20 protein-coding genes are annotated in these 17,137 nt (G+C 36.3%); 4 read left to right on the plus strand and 16 right to left on the minus strand.

Features of this window, described 5'->3' with window-relative positions; genetic code table 11:
* Positions 1-72: 72 nt before the first annotated feature.
* The 7 genes from FJR71_RS03110 to FJR71_RS03145 all read right to left on the minus strand — a co-directional run bounded on the left by FJR71_RS03110 (position 73) and on the right by FJR71_RS03145 (position 6,680).
* A complete protein-coding gene (locus FJR71_RS03110) occupies positions 73-2,610 on the minus strand; it encodes a GbpC/Spa domain-containing protein (RefSeq protein ID WP_140814078.1) in 2,538 nt (845 codons plus the stop codon).
* Between the two features lie 329 nt (positions 2,611-2,939).
* On the minus strand, positions 2,940-3,482 hold the full coding sequence (locus tag FJR71_RS03115) for a GNAT family N-acetyltransferase (RefSeq protein WP_125336051.1): 543 nt from the start codon (positions 3,480-3,482) through the stop codon (positions 2,940-2,942).
* Positions 3,483-3,507: 25 nt separating this feature from the next.
* On the minus strand, positions 3,508-3,828 hold the full coding sequence (locus tag FJR71_RS03120) for a TfoX/Sxy family protein (protein ID WP_125330117.1): 321 nt from the start codon (positions 3,826-3,828) through the stop codon (positions 3,508-3,510).
* Between the two features lie 14 nt (positions 3,829-3,842).
* The gene (locus tag FJR71_RS03125; RefSeq protein WP_125330118.1) at positions 3,843-4,574 is read right to left on the minus strand and encodes a CPBP family intramembrane glutamic endopeptidase; all 732 of its coding nucleotides are present in this window, start codon (positions 4,572-4,574) and stop codon (positions 3,843-3,845) included.
* Positions 4,575-4,754: 180 nt separating this feature from the next.
* A complete protein-coding gene (locus FJR71_RS03130) occupies positions 4,755-5,363 on the minus strand; it encodes a Type 1 glutamine amidotransferase-like domain-containing protein (protein WP_125330119.1) in 609 nt (202 codons plus the stop codon).
* A 57-nt stretch (positions 5,364-5,420) separates the two neighbouring features.
* Entirely contained in the window at positions 5,421-5,849 is a 429-nt protein-coding gene (aac(6'), locus tag FJR71_RS03135) for an aminoglycoside 6'-N-acetyltransferase (protein WP_070460559.1), read from the minus strand.
* Positions 5,850-6,137: 288 nt separating this feature from the next.
* Positions 6,138-6,680: a GNAT family N-acetyltransferase gene (locus FJR71_RS03145; RefSeq protein ID WP_070460561.1), complete on the minus strand. Its 543-nt coding sequence runs from the start codon at positions 6,678-6,680 to the stop codon at positions 6,138-6,140.
* A gap of 336 nt (positions 6,681-7,016) precedes the next feature.
* Here FJR71_RS03145 and FJR71_RS03155 point away from each other — a divergent pair, with 336 nt between their 5' ends.
* Genes FJR71_RS03155 through FJR71_RS03170 form a run of 4 tightly spaced genes read left to right on the plus strand, consistent with a single transcriptional unit; the run spans position 7,017 to position 8,261 of the window.
* A complete protein-coding gene (locus FJR71_RS03155; protein ID WP_001813542.1) occupies positions 7,017-7,262 on the plus strand; it encodes a hypothetical protein in 246 nt (81 codons plus the stop codon).
* A complete protein-coding gene (locus FJR71_RS03160) occupies positions 7,259-7,594 on the plus strand; it encodes a DinB/UmuC family translesion DNA polymerase (RefSeq protein ID WP_000806926.1) in 336 nt (111 codons plus the stop codon). Before FJR71_RS03155 ends, FJR71_RS03160 begins: the two co-directional genes overlap by 4 nt.
* A 12-nt stretch (positions 7,595-7,606) precedes the next feature.
* On the plus strand, positions 7,607-7,975 hold the full coding sequence (locus FJR71_RS03165) for a hypothetical protein (protein ID WP_000567222.1): 369 nt from the start codon (positions 7,607-7,609) through the stop codon (positions 7,973-7,975).
* The gene (locus FJR71_RS03170; protein ID WP_001072467.1) at positions 7,962-8,261 is read left to right on the plus strand and encodes a DUF5960 family protein; all 300 of its coding nucleotides are present in this window, start codon (positions 7,962-7,964) and stop codon (positions 8,259-8,261) included. The genes FJR71_RS03165 and FJR71_RS03170 overlap by 14 nt, the downstream gene beginning before the upstream one ends.
* Before the next feature lie 117 nt (positions 8,262-8,378).
* Here the strand turns inward: FJR71_RS03170 and msr(D) are convergent, their stop codons facing one another.
* The 9 genes from msr(D) to rlmD all read right to left on the minus strand — a co-directional run bounded on the left by msr(D) (position 8,379) and on the right by rlmD (position 17,100).
* Positions 8,379-9,842: an ABC-F type ribosomal protection protein Msr(D) gene (gene msr(D) / locus FJR71_RS03175; RefSeq protein ID WP_000420313.1), complete on the minus strand. Its 1,464-nt coding sequence runs from the start codon at positions 9,840-9,842 to the stop codon at positions 8,379-8,381.
* A gap of 119 nt (positions 9,843-9,961) precedes the next feature.
* Positions 9,962-11,179, minus strand: coding sequence for a macrolide efflux MFS transporter Mef(A) (gene mef(A) / locus FJR71_RS03180; RefSeq protein ID WP_000417519.1), 1,218 nt, complete (start codon positions 11,177-11,179; stop codon positions 9,962-9,964).
* Between the two features lie 385 nt (positions 11,180-11,564).
* On the minus strand, positions 11,565-11,735 hold the full coding sequence (locus FJR71_RS03185) for a hypothetical protein (RefSeq protein WP_000873143.1): 171 nt from the start codon (positions 11,733-11,735) through the stop codon (positions 11,565-11,567).
* A 648-nt stretch (positions 11,736-12,383) separates the two neighbouring features.
* Positions 12,384-12,827 (minus strand): GNAT family N-acetyltransferase, encoded by a 444-nt coding sequence (locus FJR71_RS03190; RefSeq protein ID WP_049514508.1) that lies wholly within the window; start codon positions 12,825-12,827, stop codon positions 12,384-12,386.
* Positions 12,828-13,054: 227 nt separating this feature from the next.
* Entirely contained in the window at positions 13,055-13,375 is a 321-nt protein-coding gene (locus FJR71_RS03200) for a TfoX/Sxy family protein (RefSeq protein ID WP_070439264.1), read from the minus strand.
* Between the two features lie 435 nt (positions 13,376-13,810).
* Entirely contained in the window at positions 13,811-14,302 is a 492-nt protein-coding gene (locus tag FJR71_RS03205; protein ID WP_140814079.1) for a nucleotidyltransferase, read from the minus strand.
* A 288-nt stretch (positions 14,303-14,590) separates the two neighbouring features.
* Positions 14,591-15,001: a DUF7668 domain-containing protein gene (locus FJR71_RS03210; RefSeq protein ID WP_048789076.1), complete on the minus strand. Its 411-nt coding sequence runs from the start codon at positions 14,999-15,001 to the stop codon at positions 14,591-14,593.
* Positions 15,002-15,245: 244 nt separating this feature from the next.
* Entirely contained in the window at positions 15,246-15,569 is a 324-nt protein-coding gene (locus FJR71_RS03215; protein ID WP_140814080.1) for a TfoX/Sxy family protein, read from the minus strand.
* Positions 15,570-15,741: 172 nt separating this feature from the next.
* Entirely contained in the window at positions 15,742-17,100 is a 1,359-nt protein-coding gene (rlmD, locus tag FJR71_RS03220) for a 23S rRNA (uracil(1939)-C(5))-methyltransferase RlmD (protein WP_140814081.1), read from the minus strand.
* Positions 17,101-17,137 lie beyond the last annotated feature (37 nt).

Here is a 17,137-nt window from a genome sequence, read left to right on the forward strand (position 1 = left end):
TTAGTCCTGTGCAATATAGGACTAAAGCCTCTAGATAAATTAGTTGTTTAACCTTTTTTGGTAGTAATAATACTAGTCTGCTTTTTTCTTTCTTGACAAAGCATAACCGGCAGTAGCTAAACCAATAAGGGCTGAATAAGTCATGAATGATTGTTCAACTGAGCCAGTATTTGGCAATGATTTCTTAGATGGCTCTGGCTTAGGCTCTGGCTTAGGCTCTGGCTTAGGTTCTGGCTTAGGTTGTGGTTTTTCATTTTTCTTGATAAGCACAACATTTTTATTCCATTCAACAACTGGTTTTTCTGTTTCTTTCTTAACAGGATCCTTCAGCAACTCAGGTGCTTCTGGTTTAACCGGTTCACTTGGTAAGAAAGGTACAGTTTTATATTCTGGTTCTGTCGGTGGAACTGGTTTTTCTTTAACAGTTGGTACTTCTGTCAATTCTGGTTTTTCAGGTTTAACTGGAGGCGTTGGTTCTGTTGGTTTAACTGGCTCTTCACCTGGATCTTGAGGGAACCCAACGTTTGAGTTGATAGAGAACCAATAGAGAGTTGCTTCGCCTGTTGCGTTAGCACCTTTTGCTGTAAATTCAAGATGACCATCTTTCAAAATAACAGCAGCACCACCATAGTAAAGGTAAGGACTCTTAGGATCATCCCAGCCCTTAGTTTCACTTGAAGAGTCTGCATTAAATGTAGCACCTTGAGCCATGTATTGGTTTTGTTCTTTAGCAGATACTTCTTTTGTCGATGAATCTTGGTCTACACTTGAATTTGGAAGTTTAATAAACTCTTTGTCACCAATGTTTACAGACTCAACGTGAGGAGTATCTTGGTGTTTCATTTTTGGTGTGTACCTCAAAACACCTGATGTAGCGTCTACAGTGTAAGAACCGATAACGTCTGATTTATCACCGAATGTGTAATCTTCAGTACCAACTGAGTGACCATTTCCGCCACCAGATGCGTTCACTGTTGTAGCATCAACTGCTGTTTCTTCAGTTACTTTGAAGGCATCATCAACCCATGTTGCTTTTTGAGCAACAATTTTCAAAGGATTATCAGCATTGATGTCAACTTCTGCACTACCGAAGTCAGCTTTACCGCTTTTCACAACAACATCTGCACCATCAAGTTTTGGTTCACTTCCATCTGAATATGGATTCCAAGTTCCACGAACTGTATTACCTTCGCTATCTTTAGCTTCAACAACTAGAGTACGAGGTTTGTCATTTTCAACATAAGATGCACCATTCCAGTGGTTAAGTGAGTTAAGGGCAAGGATTGCATTGTGTTGTGACAAATCAATCAATTGGTCATTTTCATCATAAAACTCAATGTCAACACCAACTGTAACTGGGTTTTCAGTATCAGTTGAGCTACCAATTGTCATTGTAACCGCTGGATCGTTATAAATTTGAACGATTCCTTTTCCATCTGATGATGGAAGGCTCTTCACTTCGTATTTATAAACAACTTTTGCAATACGTTTTTCTTCGCTACCTTTTACAATTTTAGCTTGAGTAAGTCCTGTGTATGTCACATCAAATTTATCTCCGACTTTTACAACTACCCACTCGATTTCATTGTTAGCATATGGGTTTGTAGTTGTCACATCAGAATCTTGAAGATTCTTAGTTTCATACATCTTAGTAGCTTTACCATCACCGTACATACGAGCTTGACCTTCTTTTGTCAAGTAAGTTATTAATCCAGTTGTTTGGTGTGTGATTTTAGTTGTTTCACCATCAGCAAGTTCTTCAGAGAGGAATGTCAAATCTTGTTTGTATTTTGCAGGATTTCCACCACGCTCTGCAACCATCTTATTGAAGGCATCTTTAGCATCATCGTATTGTGCTTTTTTCTTGTTGTAAATTTCGAGTTCAATCAAGTAAGCAGCTTGTGCTTCATCATAAGCAGCTTTTTTAGTTTTGTATTCGGCTAATTTAGCTTCATACTCTGCTTGAGCTAATTTATTGCTTTCAGTAGCTTCTTGATTTGCTTTTAGAGATGCATTGTATGCTGCAAGAGCTGTATTATATTCTTCAAGCGCTTTTTCATAAGCAACACGTGCTTCTTCATTGCTTTTCTCTACAGCTGTTTTTTCTGCTGTTTTTTCAGTTAATTCCTTTTGATAAGCAGTAAGTTTTTCGTTGTAGACTGCAAGCTCTTTGTCGTAATTTGCTTGTGCAGCAGCATTTTTTGAATCAACTTCAGCTTTTTCTTTTTCGTAAGCTTTTTGATTTGCTGCTACTTCAGCTTTATAATCAGCTACAGTTTTATTAATTTCAGTAACTTGTTTTTCGTAATCTTTAGCAGCAGCTTCCTCTGAATCTTGCTTTTTAGTCTCTGTTTCTTTTACTTCAAGACCTTCATTTGTTGCAGCAGTTTTAGCTTCTTCCAACTTCTCTGGAACAGCAACCTCTTTTGTTTCCTCACCAGTTACTGTTGTAGTCGAAGTAACGGATGTTGATGCTGATGAAATTTCATCGGCAGATACAGTTGCAATACCTGCAGTTGCAATCATTGTTGCGACAGCAACAGAACCAAAAGCAACTGAGGTTTTTCTCAAGGCATACTTAATCGTTTTATTATTCTTGAACGATAACATAACAAGCTCCTTTTAAAATTTTTTTATTATTCTTCTCAAGCAAAAAGAATTTTTGTTCTTCGAAGTCAGAATGATAGTATCAAAATAAAAATGTAATGTCAAGGTTTTTCCATAAATTTTCAGAAAGTTTCAATCTATTTTCATTTTTTATAAGCAATTTCGTTTTGTAAACATTCCCTTATGAAGTATCTTATTATTTCAACTAATTATTCAAAATAAAAAACTGCAATCTACTCGTTGCAGTTACACACAAATTTTCTTCTATTTCTTTTAGAAAATTTATAAATTCATTTTACTCGTTAAAAGGGGTTACCTCGATAAACTGGGATTTACTGAATTGAAATCCACTCTGCCTTTGATAGACAGGTTATGTGTTCTGTGCGAAGAACTCCTTCCAATGCACATGGAACCTTCTCTTTTGTATGATGATAACGGAACCCACATTTTTCCTGAACTCTCTGCGACTTTGTATTGCCATCAAAATAACCGCACCACAATTTCTCCAGATTCAAGTAATAAAATCCATGTCTCATTATCTCACGAACTGCTTCTGGTATCAGACCCTGACCCCAATAAGGAACTCCAATCCAGTAACCAATCTCGGCATCAGTATCCGGAATCCTTTTATCACTTGCAGATCCAATCATCAATCCGATGCTACCCACTGGCTGCATCGTTTCTTTTAAAACTACAGCGTATGTCTCAGGTGAGGAAAAAACACTTTTTATAATCTCTCTACTGTTTTCAACACTAGTATGTACAGGCCAACCTGCATTTGGACCAACCTCTGGATCACTGGCATATTGAAATAAATCATTGGCATCTCTTTCTTCCCATGGGCGAAGAATCAATCTTTCCGTTTCTATAATCATTTTTTCTCCTCAAATTCCAATTTAATTATTTATTTTTCTTTGGTTTGGGTGCAGGTAATTCATCATACATTGAATTGAATAAGCCAGTTAAAAAATCTTTGTTATCAACTTCATCTACCAACAGCATTTCCTTTGCTCCATCATATGGTAACTCATACTTTGCATTTGGCATATATGCTATTGCAGAGTTAACAGGCTTCACTAAAAATCTATCATCATAGATTCCACCCACAATTTTTCCGCGATAATAAACAATATATTCGCCCATCATTGATCTATATGTTATTTCTTCCAAATCGGATAGTTGTTCTAAAATGAAATTTAAATATTCTTTACTTGAAGCCATTTTTTCTACCTGCTTTACTTACTAATTTTATTACTCGCCAATATCGTATAAATCAAATAACCAATAAAAATGATAATAAAAATAACATTAATTTTTAACACAAAATAGAGATTTAACAAATTTGCGAACGCATGAAATAATATACAGTACCCAACAGATTTCGTTTGACGGTAAAGAAGCCCTAAAACAAAACTTAAAAATAATGTATATATAAAAAATAAAATAAAAGGAAATCCTTGATGACTTTCTCCAACTATAAACCATAAAGGCAGATGCCAAATCCCCCAAATTGATCCTACAATCAAATTAGATTGCCAATAAGTATATTTTTTATCAAGTAATGGTTGTAATATTCCTCTCCATCCCAATTCTTCATGTCCACCACCAAAAAAAATTAGTTGTATAAAGAGTAATGGCATCAGATAAATTGATACTCCGTTTAATTCTAAGGAAGATACAGAAAATAGTATCAAAATTGCCAACAAATGAATAATGAAATAAATACTACTATTTTCTTTCTTACTAAATACAAAATGTTTAAATTTTATATTATTTCTTTTCAAATATAAGCCACTTGCAATTGCTGGTCCAAGTGCACCTACTATGTGTAACATTCTCCCTATAATTGTTTCTAATCCCAAAATATGAGATTGAGTAAAGATGGCAAGAATCCCCCAAGCTATATAAGTAATTCCAAATGTAATATAAAGATAATTTTTTAAATTCCTTTTATCAATTTCTGTCATTTTATCTTCCTTATTTTTATTATTCTATGTATAATATTTTTTTCTGCTTCTTAGTTGCTCTCGATTATAACTACCTATATTCTATCACAAAAATGCAAAAAAAAGCCCTATAATCAAGGCTTTTCATTATTCATTTTGTTAATACTTTAGTTTCGTAGATTCAGATTCGCATGATTAAAACTAGTCAATTTTCTCTATGATATTTCCAAGTTTATCCAATACAAGACAGGAATGATCATTTAGTGGAATTATGGGAACATTAACGAGTTCTTCAGCTCTATCCTTATTAGCTTTATCATTCCATGAATCATAATGGACACTAATTAAAAACTGACTAAAGAGTCCTAATCCATTCTTTATCTTTATCTGATGATCTGAATGATCATTAGGTGAGATATAGACCTTTTCTCCTAATAATAGGGCTCCTGCAGAAAATCCTATAACTTTAGCCCCTTTATTCAGCATACGTTCGATATAATTTTTGAACTCCTGATTGACATAAGTAGCTAGATACTTTTCCGTATTTCCACCACCGATGATGATGACATCAGCATCTAGATAGCTATCAAAATCAATCTGCTCAGTGTCCAAGAGTAAGTAATCAGTGTTTAGGTTAGGAAAATGACTTTGAAAAACTTCCGTGTACTTTTTCATGTACGGTTCCCAATTTTCTCGATAAACTGTAAAAATGACAATTCTTTCGATCTTCCTTGATGACACAATTTTATTAACAATCGTGTGGTTCTTTATCGGCGGATTTCCACCCATCAAAAAAATTTGTTCGTCCAATCTTTCACGCTTTCTAAAGATACATAAAGTTTAAACAAGTTTATTCACGTTTCTAAATTATAATTTTTTCTTAAAATGAATAATTCTATTTGCCTCCTGAAATCCAATATTGAGATGAAATCTTATAGAATCCGTATTCGTTAAAGTACAGTCACTTGCAAATTCCTTACATCCTTTATTTTTCGCCCATTCCTCACATTTTGTACAGAGATTTTTAGCAATATCCTTTAAACGATATTCCTCGTCGACAATAATCCCTTCTAAGAATCCAACAGGACTATATTTACATCCTTCAACATAATCAAATCTGAGTGAACATAGTGCTAGACCTACGATTGTGTCACCTTCAACTTCAGTAAAGATTGCAGTATTTTTGCCATTCGTATATCTTTTTACTTCATCAATAGCTTCTTTATCGGTCAATTGGGGCCATAATTGTTTCATTTGTTTAGCCATTTTTATAGAATCTTTTGTTATTCCATCCATATTGATGTTCCTCCTCAAATTACAAGCAAATGTTTCGAATCACGCTGTTACTTTGTTACTCATTGGTTGATACCAATACCATCCCTTTCTACTTTTCGACTGTCTCAGATTGGAAGAGCAGATCCACATACTCAGCGGTTCGGACTTACCGTATCATTTCGTCGGTTTCCCTCCTCATTCTACGAGTCCTATGCCCAGGGCACCTTCTCAACCTTCAGTCTCACCTTGTCGCATGGGCCAAACATCTACTTCTACTTCGCTGATGACTCAGCTTGTACAAGCAGTGATTTACTTAAATGAAATCCATTCTTCTTTTGATAGACAGGTTACGTGTTCTGTACGAAGAACACCTTCCCATGCACACGGAACGTTCTCTTTTGTATGACGATAACGGAACCCGCATTTTTCCTGAACTCTCTGCGACTTTGTATTGCCGTCAAAATAACCGCACCATAATTTCTCCAGATTCAGGTCATCAAATCCATGTCTCATCATCTCACGAACTGCTTCTGGTATCAGGCCTTGACCCCAATAGGGAACTCCTATCCAGTAACCAATCTCCGCCTCAGTATCCGGAATCCCTTTATCACTTGCAGAGCCAATCATCAGTCCTATGCTACCCACTGGCTGCATCGTTTCTTTTAAAACAATGGCGTATGTCTCAGGTGCTGAAAGATAACTTTTTATAATCTCCCTACTATTTTCAACGCTTGTATGTACTGGCCAACCTGCAATCGGACCCACCTCGGGATTACTGGCATATTGAAATAAATCATTGGCGTCTTTTTCTTCCCATGGGCGAAGAATCAATCTTTCCGTTTCTAAAATCATTTTTCTCTCCTTAAATTCCAACTGTTTATACAATCATTTCAAATGAAGGATTTTTCATGATTTGACTCTTTGTATCAACGCTATACACTCCACATGTGCTGAGAGCTTTCTTCTATACTAATAGACGAAAGGGTGTGAAAATGATTTTTAAATGATACTGTGGAACGGAACAGTAGCCCTAGTATTGACTACTGTCGTTTCTATTCATATTGGCTATTCTAGGACTGAGATGAAAAAATCTATAAATGCTCAGAATAAAATTGAACCCGCAAATCTCCCCAAAACAATGGTGAGTCATGTACTTGTATTATTCCGAAAAAATACACCTCTGGTGCAGTGAGACAAATTGGTGTATCTTATAGTGGCTTCGTAGATGAAAGCTATACTCTACTATCACTCTTTGATGATGTAGAACAAATTGAAAAAGATAATAGACTTCAGACAGCTATTGATGTTGTCAGAGAACAGTTTGGTTTTTTAGCCATACAAAAAGGAACCGTCCTAACTGAAGGTTCCAGAAATATTGAACGCAGTAAACTTATCGGTGGTCATTCCGCGGGTGGATTGGAGGGATTAAAATGAAACAAGAAAAAAATACAGTACAATTTTCAGAAATCCGTAGCAAAGGATGTAATGATATTGAAATGCTTGAAAGATTTTTACATGGAATCGTTGAAACAGCAACTTCAAAACTTCGTCAGAGAAAACTCAAAACAACTGAAATATCGATACGACTAGTACATGCTAAATCTGAAAACCGATTACCATTGGAATTTACATTTAGCATTAAGCCAACAAGCTCATCTGTGATAATCTATACTGAGGTAATCAATCGCTTTAAAGAATGTTACACAGGTGGGGGAATTCAAGGTTTTACGATTCAATTTGATAAAAATACCCTTGCCTCTGCATAGAAAGGATTTGATATGATTGACCGTTCATATTTACCATTTCAATCAGCAAGAGAGTACCAGGATACAAAGATGCAAAAATGGATGGGCTTTTTCCTATCTGAACATGCATCAGCACTCTCTGATGATACAAACAAAGTAACGTACATGTCTGACTTATCACTAGAGAAGAAATTATTACTCCTCAGTCAAGTATACGCCGGGCAGCTACGCACACGCATTCAAGTGATTGAAAAAAACAAGCGTGTTTCCTACACTGGAACAATACCAAGTCTGACCAAAGATTTCATTTTGATAAAAACTACAACAGGTCACATCAATTTGAAATTAAAAGACATTATTAGTATTGAACTTGTCGAGGAGGTGCTCTATGAATCAGCTTGAGTTTCAGCGTAATCACCTACAAATGGACTATTATAGCGAGAGCTACCAAGATTTTGAACGTGACTTCTACCGCTACTCTAACATGAATATTCCATTGACCTTCCTAACTGATGATATCCTAAAAACAATGGCGACTTCACGTAAGAATTACTTTGTCCTCAATAAGGAAAAGTCCAGAGATAACCGCGATCACTTCTTCATATTTGAAGTAAGTACCGTAGATGAGAATCCGCTAATCTATCATTATACATATAAGAAAACTACAATATATTTAGCAGAAAAATAGGAGCAGTTCAATTGACTGTTCCTATTTTTAATATTCATAAAATCTAAAGTCTTTATACTCTTTAACAATGGAGTCGCCAACCAGAACAGACTATACTGACCAGCGACTACCTTAAATTTAATGTTTCAGATTTATTTTCTTATCTCTAATTTCATAAACTACATCTGCTACATTTTCGAGTAATCGTTTATCGTGGGTGATAAACACGATAGTTCCGGTGTACTCCTTCATTAGTATTTCCAAAGCCTCTAAACTTGGTATGTCAAGGAAGTTACTGGGTTCATCCATTATTAGGATGTTATATCTACCCATGAGCATTTTAGCAAGCAACAATTTTATAATTTCTCCACCGCTTAAAACAGATAAACTTTTTCCAATATCGTTCTGTTTGAACCCCATAGATGCTAGCACTGAACGAATTTCTGATATATTGTAGTCACAATCCTTCTGCATAAACTCCATAACATTCTGATTACTGTTGTACTTGTAACCATTCTGTGCAAAGTAACCTATTTTTGCCTTAGGCGAAATAGAAATTCCTTCTTCATGGTTTAAGATCATTTGGATTAAAGTTGTTTTTCCGATTCCATTACCACCAGTTAACGCCACTTTTGCTCCTAACGGAATTTGAAAAGATGCATTTTCAAACAGAGCCTTATCCCCAAATACTTTATTAATTTCTGCACCGACTATAGGGTATGGATTATGGAGCTCCAATGCTTTACTTTGCCTGAAACGAATTCTGCGAATGCCTTCCGGAGCTTCTACTTTTCCTAAGGCCGCAATCCTGTGCTCTAGGGTTTTAGCAGCATTATACATCTTTTTTTCCTTACTTCCTATTGATTTTTGATGAGCTAAACGCCCTCCGTCTTCAGTACTTTTTTTCTTTGAAGAACCTTTTGCCTTCTGTTCTATTTTACGAGCCTGTTTTCGCTTTTCCTCCGCAGCCCTTTCCAATCGGGCACGTTCCGCAATAAATTGTTCGTATTCTGCAGCTTGGCTCTTACGTTCTTCCTCTTTCTGACGAAGATAATCAGAATAGTTTCCCCAATACTCAGTGATTTTGCCATCTTTCAGTTCCCATATTTTATCTACTATTTCATCAAGAAAATAGCGGTCATGGCTAATAACTAACAGTGCACCTGTAAAATATTTTAGCTGTCCTATTAGAAAATCAATTCCTTCACGGTCTAAATGGCTCGTAGGTTCATCCGCTAAAATACCATGAACCTGTGCCGATAAGGCCTGTGCTATTTTAAGCCTTGTTTCTTCACCACCGCTCATAGTCTGTATATTTAATTGCTCAACACCTAGCTTGCCTACAAGTGCAAAATCTTTTTCCTCCTGCAGAGTTACTTCGTCCAACTGGGGAATATAGGCAAGTTCACCCAGACGATTCATTTTACATCCTGGGGGAGTTAATTCTCCTAAAAGTACCCTGAGTAAAGTGCTTTTTCCAGCACCATTTGCTCCTACTAAACCAATACGGTCATAATCATATACTTCTAATTCATTTATATCTAAAACATCGCGTCCTTTGAATTCCACACGAATGTCTTTTGCTTTTAATATTAATTCCATAACATTTCCTCCTGTCTATAATCGCATGCTTTCATTTGCTTGTATGCAGGGAAAACCCTGCGATTTTAGCAGGAAGAGTTACATGAAAATAAGATACATAAATATTCCTCCAATATTGTTTATTTTAAATCTAATTTTCTAACCTCAGTTATCATTTGGCAAACTATAGCAATGCCAATAATTAAAATACCTGATAGTAAAAACCAATGATTTACACCGATTTTATCAGCAAAGAATCCAGAAAGAATTAACCCAATTGGCATAGCAAGTGACATGATACTTCCGATCAAAGAAAATACACGTCCTAAATATTCAGGCTTAATTTTCTCCTGAAAAAGAGCTGTTTGCACACCGCTATAAAATGGCACCGAAAGCCCCATTATTGCACAGCAAACTACGAATATTACAAATCCATTTGGAGGAAGTATTCCCGAAACGGCTAAACTGGTCCCCATTATAAAAAATGAACTTGTTATTAGTAATACATGCTTTTCGAAGCCCCCTAATCTTCCTAATAATAAGCCTCCTGCTAGCATCCCAAATGCAAAGGAAATTTCCGTAATAGAAATATGCACAGGCGTTCCATTAAAGTGTTCCATGCTTATTAAAGGAAATAGTGCATTGATTGGCATATAAACAAAAGTATATAGTGTTCCTAAGAGTAATAAGGCAAACAATCCTTTGTTTTGTCTCAGAACCACAACTCCTTCTTTCATCTCCCTTATGAAATTTGGTTCTAAACTTTGCACTTGATTACCCAGCTTAGGTATACGTACAATTGCTACCGTAATAGATGCAATCACAGCACCCAATACGTCGATGGCAATAATAGCATTTAAATCCCAAACGGAGTATAAGAGTGCTGCAACTGCCGGACTAACAATATAGCTTATAGACTGCAAAGACTGACTATAGCCTGCGCATTTCGTTAGCTGTTCTTCTGGTACTAAAAGTGGTGTAACCGCATTGAGTGCTGGGGTATGAAAAGCTGTTCCAATGCTACGGATAAACAATACTATCATAATCATCCAGACAGGTAGCTCCATACAGAATGCAACAATAGCAAGCACTGCACCAGCTGCTGCGATAATTAAATCGGCACCAATCATTATCTTCTTCCTATCATGACGATCCACTAGCACACCAATGGCAGGTCCCAAAATCGCATAGGGTAAAAAACCTACTAATGAAGCCATAGACAAGACCATCGCAGATCCTGTTTTTTCTGTAAGGTAAAAAATAATCGCCATTTGCAGGATGGCACTAGTGATTAATGATACTGCTTGCCCTGCCCATATTGCATAAAATTTTCGTTTCCAATTGTTGTATTTTTCCATTTATATTATCTCCTGCATATTATTTTGCTTGAATTTCTATTTTGAATAGCATTCTAGGCAATAAAAAATGCAGGCCAAACCCCACAATGTGGCTTTTGGTCTGCATACATACAATTTGGAAACATTCATATTAAAGACATAGTTAAATAAAGGTATAGTTAAATAACCAATATCCTCACCGTAACTAATGAATGCTCAATATCGTATAAATAAGCACAACAAAAAAGCCTATCATCGGGTATAGATTCTGCTTTTTTTATTGCCAGCTTATCTTAAACGCATTGAGGCTGTCATAGTTTCGGTTCCTCCTACATCTTTGTTTATATCAATTTATAGTATAACACAACAAGATGATATGTTCAATATAAAAGTTATGGAATGAGACTCATACTTCCAATTCGATGCCAGATTTAAAGGATATGACGAAGTTTTCTTCATAGACTGTAACGCTCTGGATTATCTTCCTTAGTAGCAAGCGATTAGCTTTCACAAAATCTTCTGTTTGTAGTTTTAAAAATTCATCAGGATTTTCTAACTCAACCTCAAAATATTTCATTTTACATTCCCTCATTTCATTTATTGATAAATTGAGTTTGCAAAAAAGAGTGGACAATTTTTGTCTACTCTTAACCTTTAAAATAGTTTTTTTTAATCGATTTGAAGTTGCCTAAATTATTACTTATTCGGTAAAATGAAGTATTGCTTTCAACAGATTTCCTTCAACTACACTTCACTTGATTCAAACAAGGTGGGTACATTTCTATTCCCACAAACTCCTTGTCAATGGAAACAAACACGTACCCACAGGGTAAATGGAAATAGAAACTGATAATTTCTAGCTATCACTTCTACTCATTCCAAAAATTTTCTCACTCTGATACTTACCCACCATAAAGCAAAAAGCCTTGCAATCAAGGCTTTCATTATCCCTTTCGTTCAAAGGTTTCTAAGCTTTTACGAGCAGAGCGACACACTCAGCGGTTCGCTATCTCCGTTCTGTCTGCGTGCTAGCACTTGTCAATCACGGACAGCTATCGCATGGGCGGAAGTAAATGCTAATCTTCGTCGTTTTACTCCTTGACTAGCAAACTTACCGCCTCAACATGCGCAGTCATTGGAAACATATCCACATCCTTAGCATTTCCCGTCTTCGAAATAAGTAAGTGTCTTAAACAGTTTAATATTCAGTTAGACAAACTGGGATTTAGAAAGATCTCCGCAAATAAACCATGTCTACCAACTGAATGCCACCTTCATATATTGGATGGTCATAATTGTCTGTAAAGAAGTTCGGGGCGATATGTGATCGCACAAACCCACACTTTTCATAAAACGGAATCGTCATTGGACTATCGCCCGTTCCTACCTGCAGAGTAGAATACTCTTCTCTGTATTTCGTGATAATAAAATCAATCATGGCTTTCGCGTAACCTTTGCCTTGATATTCCGGCACTGTCGCAATATTCTTAATTTCAAGTACGCCATTTCCCACATCGATTACAACACACTCACATTTAATACCATTATCATCAAGTACATACATTTTACCCTTATCAATATAACGGTCTATCATATCCTCCTGCTCATCTGCCAATAATAGCAACTCAATATAATTTTTCCTGTTTTCCATAACCTCTAGTATTTCCATCAACAACCCACTTCTTAAAATATTTATTGTTATTATTGTTTCGCAAATAATTTATAAACTCGATTTTAGCATCCCACGGGTTCAATGATTTGTAATCAAATCCAATGATTTCAAAGCTGTCATCAAAAATTGTTTATAGTGATTAGCTTCTTCTGCATTACCACCCTTACCATGAACATATATAACGGCATTTTTCATTCAAATCCTCTCCACAAATTCGAATTTGATTATTTCTTTTTCTTCGGTTTTGGTGCAGGTAACTCATCATAAATTGAATTGAATAAGCCGGTTAAAAATTCTTTGTTGTCAACATCATCTACCAATAGCATTTCCTTTGCTCCATCATACGGCAACTCATATTTTGCATTTGGCATATATGCTATTGCAGATTTAACAGGCTTCACTAAAAACCTATCATCATAAATCCCACCAACAATTTTCCCGCGATAATAAATAATATATTCACCCATCATTGCTTTATATGTTATTTCTTCCAACTCAGATAGTTGTTCTAAAATGAAATCTAAATACTCTTTACTTGAAGCCATAATCTATACCTCCAAAATTTGCATTTGTCTACACCGTTTTAATACTTATATTAGATTAATATGTTGGGCATTCCTTTTGCACTAGCACGCAGCTAATCACACTTCACCTTACTCGTTTTCTTGGGTGTACAATTCATGGGCCGAACATCTATTTCTACTTCGCTGATGCCTCAGCTCTCACAAGCAATGCCACACACTCAACGTGTGGTAATATTCTGCTTTTATACTAATAAACAAAAGGCAATGAAAATCATTTTAAAATGATACTGTAGAATGGAAAGATTATCACCACTTCCAAAAGAAACGACATCCATTCTATAATTTAAATTCCTTTTCTTTACTAATTCTATTACTCGCCAATATAGTATAAATTAAATAACCAATAAAAATAAAAAAGCAACCAGTCTTACAACTTACTACTTTTCATATGATAATTTACAAATGTCTTTCCAGCCACTCGATCTTTTTAAAATCCTTATTGTTATTGTGATCATTTCGATAGGAGTCTTGAGAAGAAGCTTTGTAAATACTCAGATACTGCTCCAGACTTGGAAGACGAAAAGCGATGCCTTCAATGTGAATAAGCTCTATATCCGATTCCGAAACTCCTGCAAAATCAAGTAAGGAATCGATACTTCCAAATTCAACACTCACTCTATCCTTTTGGAATTCATGCTCATGAATATCTATTAAGACGTAGCCTAAGTCTTTCATCACTTTCATTATCTTGTCCCATTCATAAATTCTGAGATGATCAGGTGCTTCCCAACCTCTAGGGTCACCAGGCACATGAATGTCAATGTCAGACGGCCCCCAATTTTCTTTCGTTCTAAACTCCAATCCCAAAGAACCCATCAGTGTCGGTGTAATTCCGACTCGATTTAAATGTAAACAAATGGTTTTAAATTCTTCAAATAAGAGACTCATGTTTACTCTAAACCTTTCATCTAAATGTTCGTTATTTCTACTTTATTACCTTGAACAAAATCATTTTCTAGAGTATATCCAGTTATTTTAGATACAAAGTCTTTTCCATCTTCTAAAGAATCAAACACGACTAAATCTTTAGAATAATCATTTTGGTACAATTCCAATAGATACATCTTTCATTCTTCCAATATTTGAAAAACTAACCAATATTTTAAGCAATTTACAATTAAATTATTTATCCTTAATATACGTATTTATCATATAACGAAGATAATTAAGTTTGGTTTATCCAGGATCTACATCTACAGAAGTTATTTTGTAACCATCATTATTGTATAAAAATTCTAATTGTAGGGTTAAATCTACTAATTCAGAATCGGAGGTCATCGCATATTCAACAACAAAGCCGGTTTGATCATTAAATTCATAAACTTGTAGTTGGGAGTACTCATAATTCGGATGAAAATTACATTCTACACCATATTCATCAATTTTATCAAAATCATTTAATTGTAATGAATCGTCAATATATTCAAGTAACTCTCTTACATCATCAACTTCTGAACCATCAACACAATCCATAATATCTCGATAGTTATTTTGATGAATTGCTCTTAAAATCTTTTTAAGTACTTCAATTACTTTTTCTTCATTTTGGTAGTTTTCTTTGTACTCAAAATCATCGAACATTCCCATGATAATAGTTCCTTTTTATTGTAGTTAATTTTAAATCTTATGAAGATTAAAAATGTTTTTCTAACAAACTTACACACTCGACGGTTCGGACTTACCGTATCATTTCGTCAGATTCCCTCCTCATTCTACGAGTCCTATCGCATGGGCAGATCATCTACTTCTACTTCGCTGATGCCTCAGCTCGTACAAGCAGTGATACTGCCTCAACATGTGATGCGTTTGTAGGACTCAAAATGGAATTCTGTCAATATTTCTTTTTCTTTGGTTTTGGTGCAGGTAACTCATCATACATTGAATTAAATAAGCCAGTTAAATATTCTTTGTTGTCAACATTATCTACCAATAGCATTTCCTTTGCACCTTCATACGGCAATTCGTATTCTACATTCGGCATATACGCTATTGCAGATTTAACAGGCTTCACTAAAAATCTATCATCATAAATTCCACCTATGATTTTCCCTCGATAATAAATTATATACTCACCCATCATTGCTCTATATGATATCTCTTCCAACTCGGACAATTGTTCTAAAATGAAATCTAAATATTCTTTACTTGAAGCCATAATCTACACCTCCAAAATTTGCATTGGTCTACTGGATTTTTAATACTTATATTAGTTCAATATGGTGGGCCTTCCGTTTCTACTATGCTACTTCGTAGCTCGTACAAGCAGTGATACCGCCTCAACGTGGTGCGTCTGTGGGACTCAAAAGGTTCAGTGAACCTTTTGAGGATTAGTTGCGTTTTACTAACAAGCTTACACATTCGACATGGTGCGTTTGAGGGAATAAGTCCACCGGCTGGACTTTCTTCAATTCATAACCTAACTCTTGATAGAGTTTGATATCACGCGCCATGGTGGCGACGTTACAGGAGATATAGGCGATGCGGTCAGCGCCTGTTTGGGCACTTGCTTTGATAAAGCTTTCGGTCAAGCCCTTGCGTGGTGGGTCGACTAGGATGGCGGTTGGTTGGATGCCTTCCTTGAGCCAATTCTTCATAGCATTTTCTGCTGTATCGCAGACATAATGGGCATTGGTGATGCCATTTAGACTAGCATTCTTCTGGCTATTCTCCACAGCTTCAGGGATGACTTCTACGCCATAGACTTCCTTGACGTGCTTGGCAACGGATAAGCCAATGGTCCCAATTCCGGAGTAGGCATCAATCACGACATCATCTTCTCTTAACTCCGCAAAGTCAATGGCTGTCTGATAGAGCTTCTCTGCCATTTCGGTATTGACCTGGTAAAAGGCTGGCCCAGAGATTTGGAAGCTATTGCCCAACATTTGATCGGTAATGTAATCTTGGCCATAAAGCGTACGCCATTCTTTCCCAAAAATAGCATTGGTATTCTGGTCGTTGATATTTTGCATAACGGATTTGATGGCTGGAAATTGCTTGATCAACTGCTCGATCAACTGGTCCACACGGAAAACCTTGGGACGAGTAGTGACCAAAATGACCATGATTTCTCCTGAATGATGCCCTCGGCGAACCACGAGATTGCGAATCAAGCCAGATTGTTCCCTTTCATCATAAGGCTTGAGGTCAAACCGACGAATCAAATCTCGAAGAGCCAAGACCACTTGGTCAATGACTGGATCTTGGATATAGAAATCTTCAATCGGCATCAAATTATGAGAGTTCTTGCGAAAGAAGCCTGTCTCCACCTGACCATTGACACGACGAACAGGCACTTGGGCCTTGTTACGATACTGGACGGGATGGTCCATCCCCAAGGTCAGGGGCACTTCGATATCAGAGATTCCTGCCATCTTGTAGAGACTATCCTTGACCTGTTTGGCCTTGAATTTCAGCTGCTCCGAATAAGCCAGGTGGCCCAAGTCAGCAATGCCGCTTCGCAAGTAAGCCAGGTCCAGTTCCTCATTGCGGTGAGGAGATTTTTCCAAGTACTCCTCTACTTTTCCGTAGCCGATCTTCTTATTGACCTTGAGCACGCGCATGCGGATGACTTCTCCTGGCAAGGCATTTTCCACAAAAAAGACCAAGCCATCGACCTTAGCCACTCCTGCTCCTTCGTGGGTCAAATCGACAATCTCAACGTCTACAATTTCATTTTTCTTTAACATGGTATTCAATCTTTCTACAAATTAAAAGGGATGGAGT

This window comes from Streptococcus xiaochunlingii (assembly GCF_006385805.1).
Classification (GTDB): Bacteria; Bacillota; Bacilli; order Lactobacillales; family Streptococcaceae; genus Streptococcus; species Streptococcus xiaochunlingii.